The organism is Dellaglioa sp. CoH-56-MRSF-14, assembly GCF_056782115.1.
Genome location: NZ_JBXAYB010000003.1, coordinates 17,903 through 34,097 on the forward strand (window position 1 = coordinate 17,903; position 16,195 = coordinate 34,097).

The window sequence follows — 16,195 nt, forward strand, 5'->3', positions numbered from 1 at the left end:
TTAATTAAGTATAAACACATTTGACAATAAGTACAACAAGCACAAAAAAAGCCACTACATCGCAATAGTGGCTAGCATAAGAGAGAAAGAGAATTGATAAAGGTAATTCATATACCTTACAAACTTAAGATAACATCAAATGTAAGCGTTGTCAATAGTTTGTATTAAAAAAGTGCTGTCGAATGATCTACGCCAACACTTTCCTATTATTTCGTATTATCTGGATGAACAATACTTGTTGGGTTCTCAATAATATGACTTATTGAATGCCCTGATATATTTACTAAACTAAAGAATACCACAGCGACTAAAATCACAGCTGTTAGCACCTTACTTGGTTTAGACATTTTTTCATTTAAAACAGAGCCATAGAAATCCTTTTTTACCTTTTCGGTAATAACTTGCTTTGAAACGCCTAAATTTGCTTCATCAGCACTTTCTTTGTCTACTTGGTTAATAAGATAGTCATCGATACTAAACGCTTTTTGAGCCTCTTTTTGTTTCTTTTGGTACGCTGTTTTTTCTTTTTTTGATAATTTTTTAAACCAATCAATATAAGCTTTATATTTAGTGACAACTTCTTTAGTAGGACCAACTTGTTTTAAATCACCATATTGGATCCATGCGACACGATCGCATAGCATTTCAATTTGTTTTAATGAATGACTAACAAAAATAATTGTTTTTCCTTGTTCTTTAAATTCGTTAATTTTATCAACACATTTTTGATAAAAAGTATCATCGCCAACTGACAATGCCTCATCAATAATCAAAATATCAGGATCAATATGCACGGCAATAGCAAAGCCTAAACGAGATTTCATCCCACTAGAATAGCTTTTAACGGGTTGATAAACAAAATCACCTAAATCAGCAAAATTAATAATTTCATCTAAAATATCATCAATTTGTTGGTTAGTTAGACCCTGCATTAAACCTTTTAATCGAATATTTTCTAATCCGGTTAGTTGGCCTCTCAATCCAGCGCCGATAGCAATAATAGAAGTTTCTCCGCGAACATCTACAATACCGGTTGTTTGTGGAATAATCCCCGAAATAATATTGGATAACGTTGATTTACCTGAGCCGTTAACGCCAATTAAACCAAGTGTTTCTCCACTCATAACATCCATCGAGATTCCTTTAAGAGACCAAAAATGAGGTACCGTCGTACTTTTAAAAGAAAAGAATGATTTGATATGTTCAGATTTTGTTTTAAATAAGTCATATTCTTTTGTGACATTTTTTACTCTAATTTTATAATCGACCATTTTTTCAACTTCCTAAAAACGTATTTTCTTACAATTGTCATCATGTTACTAGACTTACTATCAGCCGTCAAGCAAGCACAAAACACAAATAGAACCAATCCATTTATTTTAACGCTTTAAATGAATTAGTTCTACATATGGATGATAATTTTATTTATTTTTTAATAAACTTGCAGCTGCTTCATCAACAATGACAACTACATCATCATGATTTTGTAAGAAACTTGCAGGTAGGTCTTCTGTTATAGGGCCTTCAATCATTCCCTTAATAGCTTCTGCCTTACTTTCACCAAAAGCTTCAAGTAAAATCTTGTGCGACTTCATGATTGATCCAATACCCATTGAATAAGCATATTCAGGAACATCATTTTCGTTATCAAAGAAACGTGCATTTGATTTGATCGTTGACTCCGTTAAATGAACTTTATGTGTCAAGCTATCTTCAGCTGTTCCAGGTTCATTGAATCCAATATGACCATTTTTACCAATACCCAAAATTTGTAAATCAATTGGATTATCTTCAATAATTTTGTCATAACGTTTTGTTTCTTTTTCTGAATCACTTTCAAGACCATTAGGTAAGTAAGATGTCTTAAATGGTTTTTTACTAAATAAATTTTCATTCATAAAGTAACGGTAACTTTGTGAATCTTTTTCACCTAAACCAACATATTCATCTAAGTTAACTGATGTTGAATCCGTAAAATCTAAGTCACTGGCTGTAATTGCGGCATAGGTTGTTAATGGTGTGCTTCCTGTAGCAAGTCCAAAGACTTTAGCATTTGCTTCTTTAGCAGCTTTAAAAATTTCGTAGCCTTTTTGGCCACCCTCGTTTTGGTCTTTAACAATAATTAATTTCATTTGATTGTCCTCTTTTCAATTATTTATTCCTCTAATTGGTATAGTCCAATAATACAATATCATTTTAAAAAAAGCAATAGGTCTATACCAAATAATAAACAAAAAAATGATACTACCCTTAAACAGGTAATATCATTTCTTCAATCTATCTTATTCGACAGTAACACTCTTAGCTAAATTACGAGGTTTATCAACATCATAGCCACGGTTTAGGCTTGTATAGTAAGCCAATAATTGTGCAGGCACAATACTTACTAACGGTGTTAATAAGTCAGAAACATCTGGTAATACAATTTGATCACCCTCGTTTGCTAATGTCTCTGTTGAGATGATAATTGTATTTGCTCCACGAGCCAAGACTTCTTGAACATTGCCTCGTGTATGACTTGCAGTCGGTTTATCAGTAATAATAGCTACAACTGGTGTGCCTTCTTCAATCAAGGCAATAGTTCCATGTTTTAATTCACCAGATGCAAAACCTTCCGTTTGAACATAAGAGACTTCTTTTAATTTAAGTGCAGCTTCAATTGAAACATCGTAATCAATACCACGACCAATATAGAAAGCGTTACGCGTTTCACTTAAGAATTCTTTCGCTAAGTCATTAATTGAGTCTTTATCATCAACCATAGCTTGCATAGCATTTGCAACCATTGTTAATTCATGATAAACATCAAAATTAAGAGCTTTTGTTTGTTTTGTAACTGTTCCTAACGCTTTTGCTAAAAGTGCTTCAACGGCAATTTGAGCTGTATATGCCTTAGTTGAGGCAACTGCTATTTCAGGACCAGCATGTAATAATAACGTATATGTTGCCTCACGAGAAAGTGTAGAATTTGCTGAATTTGTAATTGTTAAACTTGGGTACATCATTTCGTTAACTTTTACAAGAACCTGACGGCTATCAGCTGTTTCACCACTTTGTGATAAGAAAATAAAGAATGGTTTTTCTGAAAGTAATGGCATATGATAACCAAATTCTGAAGCAACATGTACTTCTGTTGGTACATTAGCTAAACCTTCAAATAATTCTTTTCCAACTAATCCGGCATGGTAACTTGTCCCTGCAGCAACAATATAGATGCGATCAGCAGCTTTCATTGCGTTTAAAATACTATCATCAATTTTAACAGTTTCTTCATTTTCAACATACTCACTCAATAAACGTCGCATAACAGCTGGTTGTTCATCGATTTCTTTTAGCATGTAGAATGGATATGCGCCTTTTTCTGAATCGCTATCATCCATTTCAACATGATATGAATCACGTGATACGGCTTCACCAGCTTTATTTTCAATTTCAATAGAGTCAGGTTTAACAATAACCATTTCACCATCCATGAGTTCAATGAAGTCATGTGTTTCTTTCAACATTGCCATGGCATCACTGCAGACAACATTAAAGCCATCCCCAACACCAATTAATAAAGGACTCTTATTCTTAGCCACAAACAATGTTTCTGGTTCTTCACGATCCATCATCAAGAAAGCATATGAAGAACCTTCAAGTAATGATAAAACTTTTTTGAATGCTTGTTTAGCAGTTAAATTTTCTTTATTTGCAAAATATCCAATTAATTGAACAACAACCTCAGTATCTGTTTCACTAACAAAATTTACGTCTTTTAAATATTGTTCTTTTAACTCAGAAAAATTAGTGATAACGCCATTATGTACAAGGTAAAAGCGGCCATCTTCAGAAACATGAGGATGGGCATTAAATTTACTTGGTACGCCATGTGTTGCCCAACGCGTATGTCCAATTCCAGCAGTTCCATGAACCTTATCATCAATGGCCGACTTCAAATTCGAAATACGTCCAGCCTCTTTAACAAGGTAATCTTCACCCGTTTTGTTATCAACAAAAATACCGGCTGAATCATAACCACGGTATTCTAATTTTTCCAAACCATTAATTAAAATTTCAACAGTATTCGTTTTTCCTGTTACGCCAACAATTCCACACATAGTTTATGTCATCCTTTTTTTAAATGTATTTTTTATTATTATTTTAAAATTGGTATAGATGTTTAAAAAACAAGTAACCCTTATCAATATCTATTAATATACCTTTCTGATATTTTTTTGTCAAGAATTAATATATTGGTCTATATTTTAAATCAACTTTAAAATAAAAAAAGAGTCATTTGAATTTTCATTCAAATGACTCTTTCGCTTAATTTCTAAACGCCCATTTCAGTTTGAACTGTTTGCACAATTCGATCAACATAAGCTTTAACTTCTTTTTCTGTTGGTGCTTCGGCCATAACACGTAATAAATTTTCAGTTCCACTAGGTCTCACAAGAACTCGGCCATCGCCGGCCATTTCTGCTTCAACTTCTGCAATACTATCTTTAATTTTTTGATTATCTAATGCAGCTTGCTTATCTGTCACTCTAACATTCACAAGTTCTTGTGGATAAGTCTGAACAGCTGCAGCTAATTCAGATAACTTCTTGCCTGTTTTCTTCATAACATTTAGCAATTGAATAGCAGTTAGCATCCCATCACCAGTTGTATTGTAATCTAAGAATACAATATGTCCAGATTGTTCGCCACCAATGTTGTAACCGTCAGCACGCATTTTTTCAACAACATAACGATCACCAACTTGTGTTTTAACTGATGTTAAATCAGCTGCTTCAAGTGCTTTGTATAGTCCAATATTACTCATAACAGTTGTCACAACTGTTTCTTTTTTCAAGCGACCACGTTCATTCATGTATAATCCACAAATGTACATAATTTTATCGCCATCAATAATATTACCTAATTCATCAACAGCAATACATCTATCACCATCGCCATCAAAAGCAATCCCGGCTTCAAGCTTATTTTCAACTACAAATTTAGCTAATCCTTCTGGATGTGTTGAACCAACGCCATCATTAATATTTAATCCATCAGGCGAAGTTGCCATTGTTTCAAATTCAGCATTTAAATCAGCAAACAAACGTGAAACAAGTCCACTTGTTGCGCCATTAGCTGAATCAATTCCAACATGAATTCCTTCTAAATCATCAGGAATTGTTTGTTCCAAAAATTGTGTATATTTCAGTACACCTTCTGGATAATCTGCTAATACTCCAAGGCCTTCACCTTCTGGTCTTGGCAAATCATCAGAATCTTTTTCTAATAAAACTTCAATTTCTTCTTCTTGTTCATCAGATAGTTTATAACCATCCGCACCAAAAAATTTAATGCCGTTATCTTGAACGGGATTATGTGAAGCTGAAATCATAATTCCAGCAACTGCATTTTGGGCACGTACAAGGTACGCTACACCAGGTGTTGAAATAACGCCTAATGAGAGTACTTCAATCCCAACTGATAATAACCCTGAAATCAAAGCTTGTTCAAGCATTTGACCAGAGATTCGTGTATCACGCGCAACAAGCACTTGTGGTCTATCGTTATTTTCAAGTTGTGCATGCTCTGATAGAACATACCCACCTAAACGTCCCAATCTAAATGCTAACTCAGGACTTAGTTCTTTATTTGCAATTCCTCTAACACCATCTGTACCAAAATATTTCATTATTTTCTCCTCACTAATTAATTAATTTAATGCGTTCGTTGATTCACTTGAACTACTTGAACTATCAGAACTTGTCGATGAAGACGAAGTAGCACTTTCACTACTTTCTGAACTGGTTTCAGAGCTCGTCGATGTCTGATCAGTTGTTGTTTCACTACTTTCAGTTTTTGATGCTGCGGTTCCACCAGAAGCACTAATTTTTACTTTAACAGATTCTGGATTTGATGAAATTAAATTATTCTTATCCAAATCGATACTAATTGTTTTCGTAACGGAATCACTAATCTTATTAATTGGTACCACAACATCAAGTTTACTTAATTTGCTTAAGGTTGATTCTGTACCCGTTACCGTTACTTGTTTTGTATCACTTGAAAACTTATACGTCTTCCCAGATACGCCAGTTCCACTTGAAACAAAATTCAAAGGTAATTTTTTAGTGGTTTTAGTACTCTCAACCGGTATTGTAACACCGACTGTTGATGGGGTCATGACGACATTTAAAGTTTTACCATTTACATCTAAGGCCTCAAGTAAGACTTCTTGTGAAATTGTTGACTTGATCTGATTGCTGCTGACATTTACTTGTGCAACCACTTCTGAAATAGCATTCACATCGCCTTCCGCACCGGATGCAGAAATCGTATTATTATCTAAAACAGGCGTCCCACTCTTATACCCTTGCGCTAAACGACGTTCATTAAATTTCACCTGAATAGGGAATGTCGTTGTCTTACGTTTTTGTATATTAACAGAAATTGTAGCGGGACTAATTTTATAACTAATTTCTTTGTTTAATCCTTCTGCTTGTAACTTAACAACATGTTTTCCAGGATTTAAACCCTTTAAATCAGCAAACACTCTAAAGTTTTGTGTATTCACAGTTGTTGTAATTAAAGCGCCAGGACCGTCCAATGTTAATTTTACATTTTTAGGATATCCAGTAATAAAGTATTTATCACTATCGGCCGTAATTTGTAGGCCAGCCTCAATCGTTTTTGATTCATTTGCAACTAGACTCGTTGTTTTTGAATCGGAAAAATTATTTGTATTTGCTAACTGATCATAATTAACATAAACAAATAATAAAATTGCTAAAATTAAAGAGGTTCCAATAAAAAATGAGCGACTATTAAAAAATTTATTTAGATTCATTTTTTATCCCCCTTACGCCCGAAATGTTCAAAAAATTCCCAGAAAGGGTTGTTCTTTTTAGGTTCATCATCTTTAATTAATTCAGTATTCAATAATTTAAGGTAATCTTCTTGTGATAAATCACGAATAAGTTCGTTATTTCGCGTAATTGTCACTGAACCTGTTTCTTCTGACACAACAATCGTAATTGCGTCGGTTACTTCACTGATACCTACTGCAGCACGATGCCGAGTTCCTAATTCTTTTGGAATTAAGTTACTTTCAGATAATGGTAAGTAAGCCGCCGCAACAGCTATTTTATTATCTTTAATAATTACCGCGCCATCATGCAATGGTGTATTGGGAATGAAAATATTGATTAATAATGCACCCGTAATTTCAGCATCTAATGCAATTCCGGTTTCAATATAATCTTCCAATCCAGTGTTCATTTGGATAGTAATTAATGCCCCAATTCGACGTTTTGACATATATTGAATAGCTGAGTCTAGTCCAGCAATCATATGTTCTTCGTCTTTGTTTTTCTGTTTACCTCTTGAAAAAAATGATCCACGACCAAGATGTTCCAATCCACGTCTTATTTCCGGTTGGAAAATAACAACCATGGCGATAACACCCCAATTGATAACTTGATCCATAATCCAAGATACAGTTTGTAGCCCAACGACCACACTAATTAGCTTAATCACAACAATAATTATGATTCCTCTAAAAAGTTGAACCGCTTTTGTTCCTCGTAAAAGTACCATGAGTTCATAAACAACAAACCAGACAACGATAATATCTAGTATATTGACCATATGCCCCCACGTTACAAGACCACCCCAGTTAATGGACATCACTCGGCCTCCTCTATTTTATTAACCGTTTTATTATACCACGTTGTTAGATTTGTTTCCTCATCCCGCCATATTTTCTATTATCTACCGGATTATTAATTTGATTTCATCTCATTTTTTGCTACACTGAAGTTACTATAGAAAAGGATGACCATTATGATAAATACAAATGTAAAGCACGGTATCAGATTATTTTTTATATGTTACTTAATTATTATTTACTTATTCGTTTACAACCAACAATCACCTTTTAATTTTTTACTCTTAAATACATTTTTAGGTTATCTGCCAATTGAATTAGCTTTTCACATCAAAGATAAATTATCAAATACTTATTTTTGGCTGTTAACAGCAGCTTGGCTATTCTTTTATCCGAACGCGCCTTACCTATTAACTGATATTTTTCATTTAAGCTTACTGCATCCCTATGACATAATGACAGGATTAATTAAATTAGATATTCATATGTGGCTAAACTATACTTATTTGTTGGTAAGTACCTTATCATGTACGTTACTTGCACTCGTTGGATTTTCTCAAATTGCCGACCAAATTAAAGAACGACTACACTTAACACCTTATTATTTTCGTTATGTCGTTATATTTGGCCTAACTATTTTGTCATCTGTCGGTGTCTATATTGGTCGTTTTTTAAGATTACACACTGTTTACCTACTAACATCACCAAAATTAACATTAAAATTGATTGCCGATATGTGGACAATTAAAATGTTAGCTTTTGTCGTTTTACTAACAATAGTCCAACTAGTTATTATCATTTGCTTAGAAGTCTATAGAAAAACAATAAAATAGGTGTAACTCGCATATAAATTGCGAGTTACACCTATTTTTTAGTCCTCTTCAGAAAGCATAATAACATTTTCAGAATAATTAATATATTCACGTAAACTTGACGCTAATGACCATGTAATATAGCCTCGTTCCATCAATTCCTGCATCGCAGAACGTTCAGCCGCAATAGCCTTTAATCTAAGTTGGTAACTTTGTTCCTCAGATTCGGCTTGATTAATATTTTTGGTCCGTTTTAATGTTTCGATACGATTACGATAATAAACAATCAAATGATACATAGCTTGCTGCTTAAATTGTTGATTGCCATCATCAGATTTTTTAACATACGTTGATAGTGCTTTAATAGCTGCTTTTGCTAAAGCTTTTTCTATATTTCGTCGTTCATAAACCATTTTTAATTCTTTTTCAGAATAGAGTGTCCGTCTCACAACCTTACCTAATTGAACAAAGGCATGATTAATATTTCTAACCGTTACAAATGAGATTTTCCGATTATTAATTTGACCTAATTTCGCTTTTTGTTTCATAATTTTCTTACTAATAATTGAATAGTTTTTATTACTAATAGCCTGCTTTAATCTCATTTTATCTAACGCTTCGAGTTCTCCATCTAAAGCAATTCGCCTAATGTCTGCTTCTTCCTCAACAATTTGGCGTAATCGTTCATCATCCTGATCAGAAAACTCAAGTCGACGAATCATAAATTGATATTCTAAAATTAATTCATAGGCAACTTTTTGATTAGATTCTCGTCGTTCAGATTCCAAGCGACTAATAGCAACTCGCATAATATAAATACGAGCTTGCTTTTCATTGAACTGCGTATCTCCGCTATCACTAGTTATGATAGCATCCTCATCTTCAACTAAAGTAGCATCAGGAACCTCATTACTGGTTTTCATTATTCCTTTTTCTTTAGTTAAAAGAGGTAATATCAAAATTGCGGCTACTAAACTTAAAATAATCACGCCACCAGCAATAAATAACATTAATGAACGCTCTGGAAAAGCAGCACCTGTTTTTATTATCGTTGGGACTGTTAACACACCAGCCATTGTAATTGCACCACGAACACCTGAAAATCCTGATATTAACGCAATACGCCAACTTGGCTTTGCCTTATTTTTTGATTTATTTTTCTTAGAAATTAATAACATATTAATATACGTCCAAACAACACGAATCACGACTAAAAAGAGCCAGACGACAAAAACATCAATAATAGCCGAAAGAGTACTACTATTGTTATCTTCTAATGTCTTTGACATCGCAATTGGTAATTCAATTCCAAGAATAATAAACACAAATCCATTCAGGAGATAAACCACAATTTCCCAGGTTTTTTCAGTTACTAACTTAATTTCAGGTAAGTACGTCGCGAAAGTATTCTTACGCATACTAGAGATAACGCCAGCGACAACTACCGAAATAACACCTGATGCATGCAAAAATTCTTCCGTAAAAAGAAAAATGATGAAAGGTGTTAAAATTTGTAATATCGTATTAAAAACAACATCATTAATCCCTTGCCTCATTAAAAAATCTCGTATTGTTGAAATCAGCAACATTAACACTGCTCCCGAGATAAAACCAACAATCGCAATATACGTAAAATCACCAAGCGCCTGTCCAAATGAAAAATAGCCAGTAACCGCAGCAGCAATCGCGTATTTAAAGGCAATTAATCCACTTGCGTCATTAATTAAACTTTCACCACTAACCAAATTTAAAATATTACTTGGTAATTTTGCTTTTTCAGCAATCGATTGCACAGCAACTGGATCCGTTGGTGACAAAATAGCTGCCAGTGCGAATCCAACTGCTAATGGCATTTTTGGAATCAAAAGATGAATGAAAAATCCAACTACCACAGTTGTTAAGAAAACCAATAATATGGCATTCGCAAAAATGGAACCTCTTAATTTCCACAATTCACGTTTTGGAAATTTTCGACCATCATTAAATAATAGTGGCGCAATAAAGAGTAATAAGAACCAATCTGTTTCTAACTCAATTGAGACTTTAAAAATTAAGGCAACGACAAAGCCTAATGCTATCTGGATCAATCCAACGGGTATTGAAACCAGATAATGACTGATAACATTTGATAGTAAAACAAGTGCAGCTAAAACAATAACCGATTCAAGTAGCGGCATTTACCATCTTCCTTTCTACTTTAGTCTTCTCCGATAATTCTAACTTCCGTTTCTAATCTAACCTTAAATTTTTCCCACACAACGTTTTGAACATGCTTAATAACATCCATATAATCTGTTGCAGTAGCGCCGTCTACATTAACAATAAACCCGGCATGTTTCTTTGATACTTGTGCGCCACCAATTTGGTAGCCTTGTAACCCAGCTTCGTGAACTAGTACACCAGTATAGTGTCCATCAGGTCGCTTAAAAACACTTCCACATGATGGGTACTCTAAAGGTTGTTTAGATGCACGTAAAAAGTTAAACTCATCCATTTTTTCACGGATATCATATTTATTACCTTCTTTTAATACAAAGGTTGCTTCTAATATGATGTCATTATCATCTTGAATTTGACTATGACGATAGTCAAAGTTCATTTCTTCGTTAACTAGTGTTTTCACATAACCAGTACGTGTAATAACACTAACTTCACTCAATACCTGGCTGATATCACCATCATATGCACCAGCATTCATAAATACGGCACCACCAACACTCCCAGGAATCCCAGCAGCAAATTCAAAATTAGTCAAGCCAGCTTGGTAAGCTTCTTCTGTTGTCTCAATAAGTGAGGCACCAGCTTGCGCTATAATTTTCGTCCCAGATACAGCAATTTTATCCATATCCGTTAAAATGATTACAAGTCCACGAATACCGCCATCTTTCACAACTAGATTACTCGAATTTCCTAAAACAGTTAAAGGAATACCATTTTCATTGGCTGTATTCACCAAAATTTTAACATCTGACACTGCATCAGGAAAAGCTAAAAGATCAGCCATCCCTCCCGTTTCAGTATTTGTATATTTAGCAAGTGGTTCATTTTTTAAAATTTTAATAGATGGAAATAGTTCTACAAAAGTGTCAATTATCATTATTTATTCGATTCCTTTCAACATTTAGCAATTCCTTCTAGTTTAACACGTTCAATGTTTATTTTTCTATTTTAACGCACAAACAAGCGACTTTTAATTGTATAACCTAACTGTTATACTTTATTAACATTATTAGACCGAGTATTTTAATAACCTTATCAGTCATATCGAATTAAAAAGGAGTTAATTATGAATTTTGTTACAATGGATTTTGAAACTGCTAATAATCAGCGTCATAGCGCCTGTTCAATTGCTTTAACAGTTGTTCGAAATAATCAAATCGTTGATGAATTTTATTCACTTATTAAACCGGAAACACCTTTTAATTGGCGTAATGTTCAAATTCATGGTATTCACGAAGAAGACGTTGAATTTGCACCAAAGTTTCCAGAACTATGGTCACATATTTCGCCACTTTTCCAGAACAATAGTTTAATCGTGGCACATAATGCCCCCTTTGATAACAGTATTTTGCATAATACATTGGGTTATTATGGATTAGAGACACCCCAATTTTTATTGTTAGATACGGTTAGAACAAGTCGTAAATTATTCCCAGAATTTCCAAATCATAAATTAAATACGGTTTGTGATGAATTGGGAATCACGTTAACAAATCATCACAATGCCTTAGATGATTCCGTTGCTTGTGCCAATATCTTACTCTATCAAGAACACGAATTTGGACAAGAAATTTTAAAACCATTTGTGAAGCCAGCATAATCAAATTTAAGCACATTAATAGGGCTACTGTTTAAACTGTTATATGATGACCGTAATCAAACCAAATTGGGGGAAATTACAATGTCAATTTATGATTATCAGGTTACACTAGAAAATGGTGAAACTTATTCATTAGAAAAGTACAAGGATCACCCTTTATTAATTGTTAATACAGCCACTAAATGTGGTTTTGCGCCACAATTTAAACAATTAGAAGAATTATATGAGGATTATCAAGACCAAGGATTAGTGGTACTTGGGTTTCCATCGAATCAATTCCATCAAGAAGTCGATAATGATGCGCAAGCAGCAGCTACCTGTCGTATGACATATGGCGTTAGTTTTCCAATGCATACCATTCAAAATGTAAATGGAGAAGATGCGTTACCACTATTTAAATACCTGACTGATGAAACGCAAGGCGTGTTGGGTAGCTCAATTAAATGGAACTTCACTAAATTTTTAGTTAATCGTGATGGACAAGTTGTTAAACGTTATGCACCTAAGACTAATCCTTTAAAGATGAAACCAGAAATCGAAAAATTGGTTAAATAAAAACAAGTTAGCTGATACCCCCATTTAGAGGCTATCAGCTAACTTGTTTTTTTAGTTGAAATGGGCCAACATATTATCATATTGTAATCCATTACTTTCTAATTCGATAGTACGTAAATTATCATCATGATCATCTTTCAATAATGTAATTTTTAACCAATCATTTGGTAATTCATCCTGAATAAATTCAGACCATTCAACAACACTCACACCATCAGAATTAAAATATTCATCTAACCCTAAATCTGCGCCGCCCATCCCTTCAAGTCGGTAAACATCCATATGAAATAACGGCAAACGGCCCTCACGATATTCTCTCACAATTGGAAATGTTGGACTTTTAACGTTCCGCTTGATCCCTAACCCAACGGCTAAGCCTTTAGCAAAAGTTGTCTTTCCTGCGCCTAAATCACCATCCAATAACAAAATCATATTAGGTTCAACAAGCTGTCCAATTTTTTCGGCAATTTCTTGTGTTTCTTCTACAGAACTGACTTCAATATTCATTAATTATTTCACCATTTCATTCTAAACTTTGCGCAGCTGTAATAATACCAACCTTGTAAATTTCTTCTACGTTAGCACCACGAGATAAATCTGAAACCGGTTGGTTTAATCCTTGTAGGATAGGTCCGATAGCTTCAAATCCACCTAAACGTTGTGCAATTTTGTAGCCAATATTTCCAGATTGTAATTCAGGGAAAATGAAAACATTTGCTTGTCCTGCAACCTTTGATCCAGGTGCTTTTTGTTCACCAACACTCGGTACAAAAGCAGCATCAAATTGTAATTCGCCGTCAATCGCTTCATTTGGTGCTAGTTTTTGTGCAATTTCAGTTGCTTCTGCTACCTTTGATACCTCTGGTGCTTTAGCTGAACCTTTAGTTGAAAAACTAAGCATTGCTACTTTGGGATCAATATCAAAGAGACGAGCCGTCTGAATGCTTGCAATTGCCATTTCTGCTAATTCTTGAGCAGTTGGATTAATACTGATCGCAGCATCAGAAAATAAATACTTTTCTGTATCATTATTTCTGGTCATAATAAAGGCACCACTTGTCCGACTCACGCCTGGTTTCGTTTTAATAATTTGTAATGCAGGTCGAACGGTATCTCCAGTAGCGTGAACAGCTCCAGAAACCATCCCTTCAGCTAATCCCATGTAAACGAGCATTGTACCGAAATAATTAACATCGCGTAACATTTCTTCAGCTTGTTCAGGTGTATTTTTACCCTTACGTCGTTCAACAAAGGCCGTTTTCATCTCATTAAAATCTGTTTCAGAATATTGTTTAGGATCAAGTAATTCTACACCGATACCATCAAGAGTTAAATCGAGCTTTGTGGCTAACTCTTTCATTTTTGCAACATCCCCCAATAAAATAGGTTCTGCCAAATTATCTTCTGCTAATTTAACGGCTGCTCTTAGAATACGTTCTTCTTCCCCTTCAGGAAAAACTATTTTAATTTTTTTACTTTCAATTTTGCTTTTCAAACTTTCAAATAATGACATATCATTTCCTCCTAATTAAGTGTTACTGGGTAATTGCCAGTTAATCGGTGGCAATCCCTGACTTATTAAATTTTGATTTATTTGTGAAAATGGTTTCGATCCAAAAAAACCGCGGTAAGCAGATAACGGACTTGGATGAGGTGATGTTATCACAATATTGTGATCTGTATCAATTAATTTAATCTTATCTTGGGCTGTCTTCCCCCATAAAACAAAAATAATTGTCTGTGAAGATTCGGATAATCGTTCAATCACACCATCTGTTAATAATTCCCATCCATGATTACGATGAGAATTAGCGGCGCCATCTCTTACAGTTAAGACTGAATTTAACATCAAAACACCTTGCTCCGCCCAACTCTTCAAATAGCCATGATTAGCTGGTGGAATTCCTAAATCTGTTTCCAATTCTTTATACATATTCCGTAAAGAAGGTGGAATTTTTTCTCCTGGTAAAACAGAAAAACTCAACCCATGAGCTTGATGCTTTTCATGATAAGGATCCTGTCCCAATAAACAAACTCTAACGTCAGAAAATGGGGTCAGTTCAAAGCTTTCAAAAATGCGATTTTTTTCCGGATAAATCGTCTCATTTTGATATTCATTATCAATAAACGTTTCTAAATCAGCATATTTAGATTTTGCAAGCTCTTCGGTCAAAATGGGTTGCCAATCATTATCGACATTAATATTCATTGTCTAACACCTCACAGATTAAGTTTACCATATTAGTGAATACAAAAATAAATGATTTGATTAAAATATCGAGCGGTTTCATGTTAAAATGAAACCAGTAAATAAGATTAGAGGAGTGTTGAATTTATGATAAAAATTATTGCATCAGATATGGATGGTACTTTACTAAATGATCAAATGGTGATTTCAGAAAAAAACGCCGATGCGATTAAACAAGCACAAGCATTAGGAGTCCACTTTATCGTTTCTACTGGCCGTGGCTATACTGAAGTTAAACCTTTAATTACAGCAGCCGGGTTCAATAGTCCAATGATTACATTTAACGGCGCAGAAGTTTTAGATGGAAATGGTAAAACACTTAGTACAACACCTATTTCAAAAAAAGTCGTTCAAACTTTAGTTCAAACATTCAAAAAAGAAAATTTTTACTTTGAAATGACAACCTCAAACGGTGTTTATTCTGATAATCGTGCAAACCGTATTCAAAATGTAGCGCGTCTAATCTCTGATACAAATCCAGATACACCATTTAAAATGGCTGTTTCATTAGCTGCAGCTCGTCTTGAATTAATGAATATCAATTACGTTGATGATTACCAAACAGTCATCGATGATTCAAAAATTGATATTTTTAAATTAATTGTTTTCAGTATGGATGGTCAAGAAGAATTACTCCCTTTAAAAGCAAAAATTGAAGAAGAAGACTCACTTGTTGTTACCTCTTCTGCACCTACTAACCTTGAAATTAACAACGTAAATGCCCAAAAAGGGATTGCACTCCAAGCTTTCGCTAAAGAACTTAATATCCCAATGTCAGATGTCATGGCAATTGGAGATAACTTAAATGATGTTTCTATGTTAAAAGTTGCAGGCGTCAGTTACGCCATGGAAAATGGCCACGACGAGGTAAAACGTATTGCCAATCATTCAGCAAAAACAAATTCTGAAGATGGTGTTGGCTTAGCTATTCTTGAACAGTTAGCTGAAAAATAAATCGATTGAGACTAAAAAGTGTAATTAATTAGAAAAAATAAGTCTATAAAAACTGTTGTTGATAGTAGTTTAAAAACTATTACCAATAACAGTTTTTTTACAACGAAAAAAACAAAAGCCATAAGACTTTTGTTACGTAATCAATCAGCCCTGTTACTCTC

15 protein-coding genes are annotated in these 16,195 nt (G+C 34.0%); 4 read left to right on the forward strand and 11 right to left on the reverse strand.

The genetic code is table 11. The features are described 5' to 3' along the window. Positions 1-206 precede the first annotated feature (206 nt). From AC1RPX_RS03795 to cdaA, 6 genes are all read right to left on the reverse strand, one after another. The gene (locus AC1RPX_RS03795) at positions 207-1,271 is read right to left on the reverse strand and encodes an ABC transporter ATP-binding protein (RefSeq protein ID WP_481761425.1); all 1,065 of its coding nucleotides are present in this window, start codon (positions 1,269-1,271) and stop codon (positions 207-209) included. Between the two features lie 150 nt (positions 1,272-1,421). Further along, positions 1,422-2,132: a glucosamine-6-phosphate deaminase gene (locus AC1RPX_RS03800; protein ID WP_481761426.1), complete on the reverse strand. Its 711-nt coding sequence runs from the start codon at positions 2,130-2,132 to the stop codon at positions 1,422-1,424. A gap of 150 nt (positions 2,133-2,282) precedes the next feature. Then, complete coding sequence (gene glmS, locus AC1RPX_RS03805) at positions 2,283-4,100, reverse strand: glutamine--fructose-6-phosphate transaminase (isomerizing) (protein ID WP_481761427.1); 1,818 nt, start codon at positions 4,098-4,100, stop codon at positions 2,283-2,285. Between the two features lie 215 nt (positions 4,101-4,315). Beyond that, positions 4,316-5,671, reverse strand: coding sequence for a phosphoglucosamine mutase (gene glmM / locus AC1RPX_RS03810; protein ID WP_409022243.1), 1,356 nt, complete (start codon positions 5,669-5,671; stop codon positions 4,316-4,318). Positions 5,672-5,692: 21 nt separating this feature from the next. Continuing rightward, a complete protein-coding gene (locus tag AC1RPX_RS03815; RefSeq protein WP_481761428.1) occupies positions 5,693-6,826 on the reverse strand; it encodes a CdaR family protein in 1,134 nt (377 codons plus the stop codon). Next, positions 6,823-7,665, reverse strand: coding sequence for a diadenylate cyclase CdaA (gene cdaA, locus AC1RPX_RS03820; protein WP_409022241.1), 843 nt, complete (start codon positions 7,663-7,665; stop codon positions 6,823-6,825). Before cdaA ends, AC1RPX_RS03815 begins: the two co-directional genes overlap by 4 nt. Positions 7,666-7,821: 156 nt before the next feature. On the opposite strand from cdaA, the gene AC1RPX_RS03825 reads away from it, so the two are divergent. After that, on the forward strand, positions 7,822-8,478 hold the full coding sequence (locus AC1RPX_RS03825; protein ID WP_481761429.1) for a DUF1361 domain-containing protein: 657 nt from the start codon (positions 7,822-7,824) through the stop codon (positions 8,476-8,478). A gap of 38 nt (positions 8,479-8,516) precedes the next feature. Here AC1RPX_RS03825 and AC1RPX_RS03830 read toward each other — a convergent pair whose 3' ends face one another. Then, complete coding sequence (locus tag AC1RPX_RS03830; RefSeq protein WP_481761430.1) at positions 8,517-10,634, reverse strand: cation:proton antiporter; 2,118 nt, start codon at positions 10,632-10,634, stop codon at positions 8,517-8,519. A gap of 20 nt (positions 10,635-10,654) precedes the next feature. Further along, positions 10,655-11,554, reverse strand: a complete 900-nt coding sequence (gene murB / locus AC1RPX_RS03835) for a UDP-N-acetylmuramate dehydrogenase (RefSeq protein ID WP_481761431.1) — start codon at positions 11,552-11,554, stop codon at positions 10,655-10,657. A gap of 189 nt (positions 11,555-11,743) precedes the next feature. Here murB and AC1RPX_RS03840 point away from each other — a divergent pair, with 189 nt between their 5' ends. Together AC1RPX_RS03840 and AC1RPX_RS03845 are read left to right on the forward strand one after the other, a co-directional pair. Then, positions 11,744-12,277: a 3'-5' exonuclease gene (locus AC1RPX_RS03840; protein ID WP_409022237.1), complete on the forward strand. Its 534-nt coding sequence runs from the start codon at positions 11,744-11,746 to the stop codon at positions 12,275-12,277. A gap of 81 nt (positions 12,278-12,358) precedes the next feature. After that, the gene (locus tag AC1RPX_RS03845) at positions 12,359-12,832 is read left to right on the forward strand and encodes a glutathione peroxidase (protein ID WP_481761432.1); all 474 of its coding nucleotides are present in this window, start codon (positions 12,359-12,361) and stop codon (positions 12,830-12,832) included. Between the two features lie 51 nt (positions 12,833-12,883). Here the strand turns inward: AC1RPX_RS03845 and tsaE are convergent, their stop codons facing one another. Genes tsaE through AC1RPX_RS03860 form a run of 3 tightly spaced genes read right to left on the reverse strand, consistent with a single transcriptional unit; the run spans position 12,884 to position 15,041 of the window. Then, positions 12,884-13,339, reverse strand: a complete 456-nt coding sequence (gene tsaE / locus AC1RPX_RS03850; RefSeq protein WP_481761433.1) for a tRNA (adenosine(37)-N6)-threonylcarbamoyltransferase complex ATPase subunit type 1 TsaE — start codon at positions 13,337-13,339, stop codon at positions 12,884-12,886. 16 nt (positions 13,340-13,355) lie between these two features. Next, positions 13,356-14,345: a phosphate acetyltransferase gene (gene pta / locus AC1RPX_RS03855; RefSeq protein WP_481761434.1), complete on the reverse strand. Its 990-nt coding sequence runs from the start codon at positions 14,343-14,345 to the stop codon at positions 13,356-13,358. A gap of 15 nt (positions 14,346-14,360) precedes the next feature. Further along, positions 14,361-15,041, reverse strand: a complete 681-nt coding sequence (locus AC1RPX_RS03860; RefSeq protein ID WP_481761435.1) for a uracil-DNA glycosylase — start codon at positions 15,039-15,041, stop codon at positions 14,361-14,363. 126 nt (positions 15,042-15,167) lie between these two features. Here AC1RPX_RS03860 and AC1RPX_RS03865 point away from each other — a divergent pair, with 126 nt between their 5' ends. Then, a complete protein-coding gene (locus AC1RPX_RS03865; RefSeq protein ID WP_481761436.1) occupies positions 15,168-16,034 on the forward strand; it encodes a Cof-type HAD-IIB family hydrolase in 867 nt (288 codons plus the stop codon). The last annotated feature ends 161 nt before the right edge of the window (positions 16,035-16,195 follow it).

Coding starts and splice junctions, on each gene's coding strand:
- AC1RPX_RS03795 (WP_481761425.1), bottom strand. CDS start 1,271: ATGGTCGATTATAAAATTAGAGTAAAAAATGTCACAAAAGAATATGAC.
- AC1RPX_RS03800 (WP_481761426.1), bottom strand. CDS start 2,132: ATGAAATTAATTATTGTTAAAGACCAAAACGAGGGTGGCCAAAAAGGC.
- glmS (WP_481761427.1), bottom strand. CDS start 4,100: ATGTGTGGAATTGTTGGCGTAACAGGAAAAACGAATACTGTTGAAATT.
- glmM (WP_409022243.1), bottom strand. CDS start 5,671: ATGAAATATTTTGGTACAGATGGTGTTAGAGGAATTGCAAATAAAGAA.
- AC1RPX_RS03815 (WP_481761428.1), bottom strand. CDS start 6,826: ATGAATCTAAATAAATTTTTTAATAGTCGCTCATTTTTTATTGGAACC.
- cdaA (WP_409022241.1), bottom strand. CDS start 7,665: ATGTCCATTAACTGGGGTGGTCTTGTAACGTGGGGGCATATGGTCAAT.
- AC1RPX_RS03825 (WP_481761429.1), top strand. CDS start 7,822: ATGATAAATACAAATGTAAAGCACGGTATCAGATTATTTTTTATATGT.
- AC1RPX_RS03830 (WP_481761430.1), bottom strand. CDS start 10,634: ATGCCGCTACTTGAATCGGTTATTGTTTTAGCTGCACTTGTTTTACTA.
- murB (WP_481761431.1), bottom strand. CDS start 11,554: ATGATAATTGACACTTTTGTAGAACTATTTCCATCTATTAAAATTTTA.
- AC1RPX_RS03840 (WP_409022237.1), top strand. CDS start 11,744: ATGAATTTTGTTACAATGGATTTTGAAACTGCTAATAATCAGCGTCAT.
- AC1RPX_RS03845 (WP_481761432.1), top strand. CDS start 12,359: ATGTCAATTTATGATTATCAGGTTACACTAGAAAATGGTGAAACTTAT.
- tsaE (WP_481761433.1), bottom strand. CDS start 13,339: ATGAATATTGAAGTCAGTTCTGTAGAAGAAACACAAGAAATTGCCGAA.
- pta (WP_481761434.1), bottom strand. CDS start 14,345: ATGTCATTATTTGAAAGTTTGAAAAGCAAAATTGAAAGTAAAAAAATT.
- AC1RPX_RS03860 (WP_481761435.1), bottom strand. CDS start 15,041: ATGAATATTAATGTCGATAATGATTGGCAACCCATTTTGACCGAAGAG.
- AC1RPX_RS03865 (WP_481761436.1), top strand. CDS start 15,168: ATGATAAAAATTATTGCATCAGATATGGATGGTACTTTACTAAATGAT.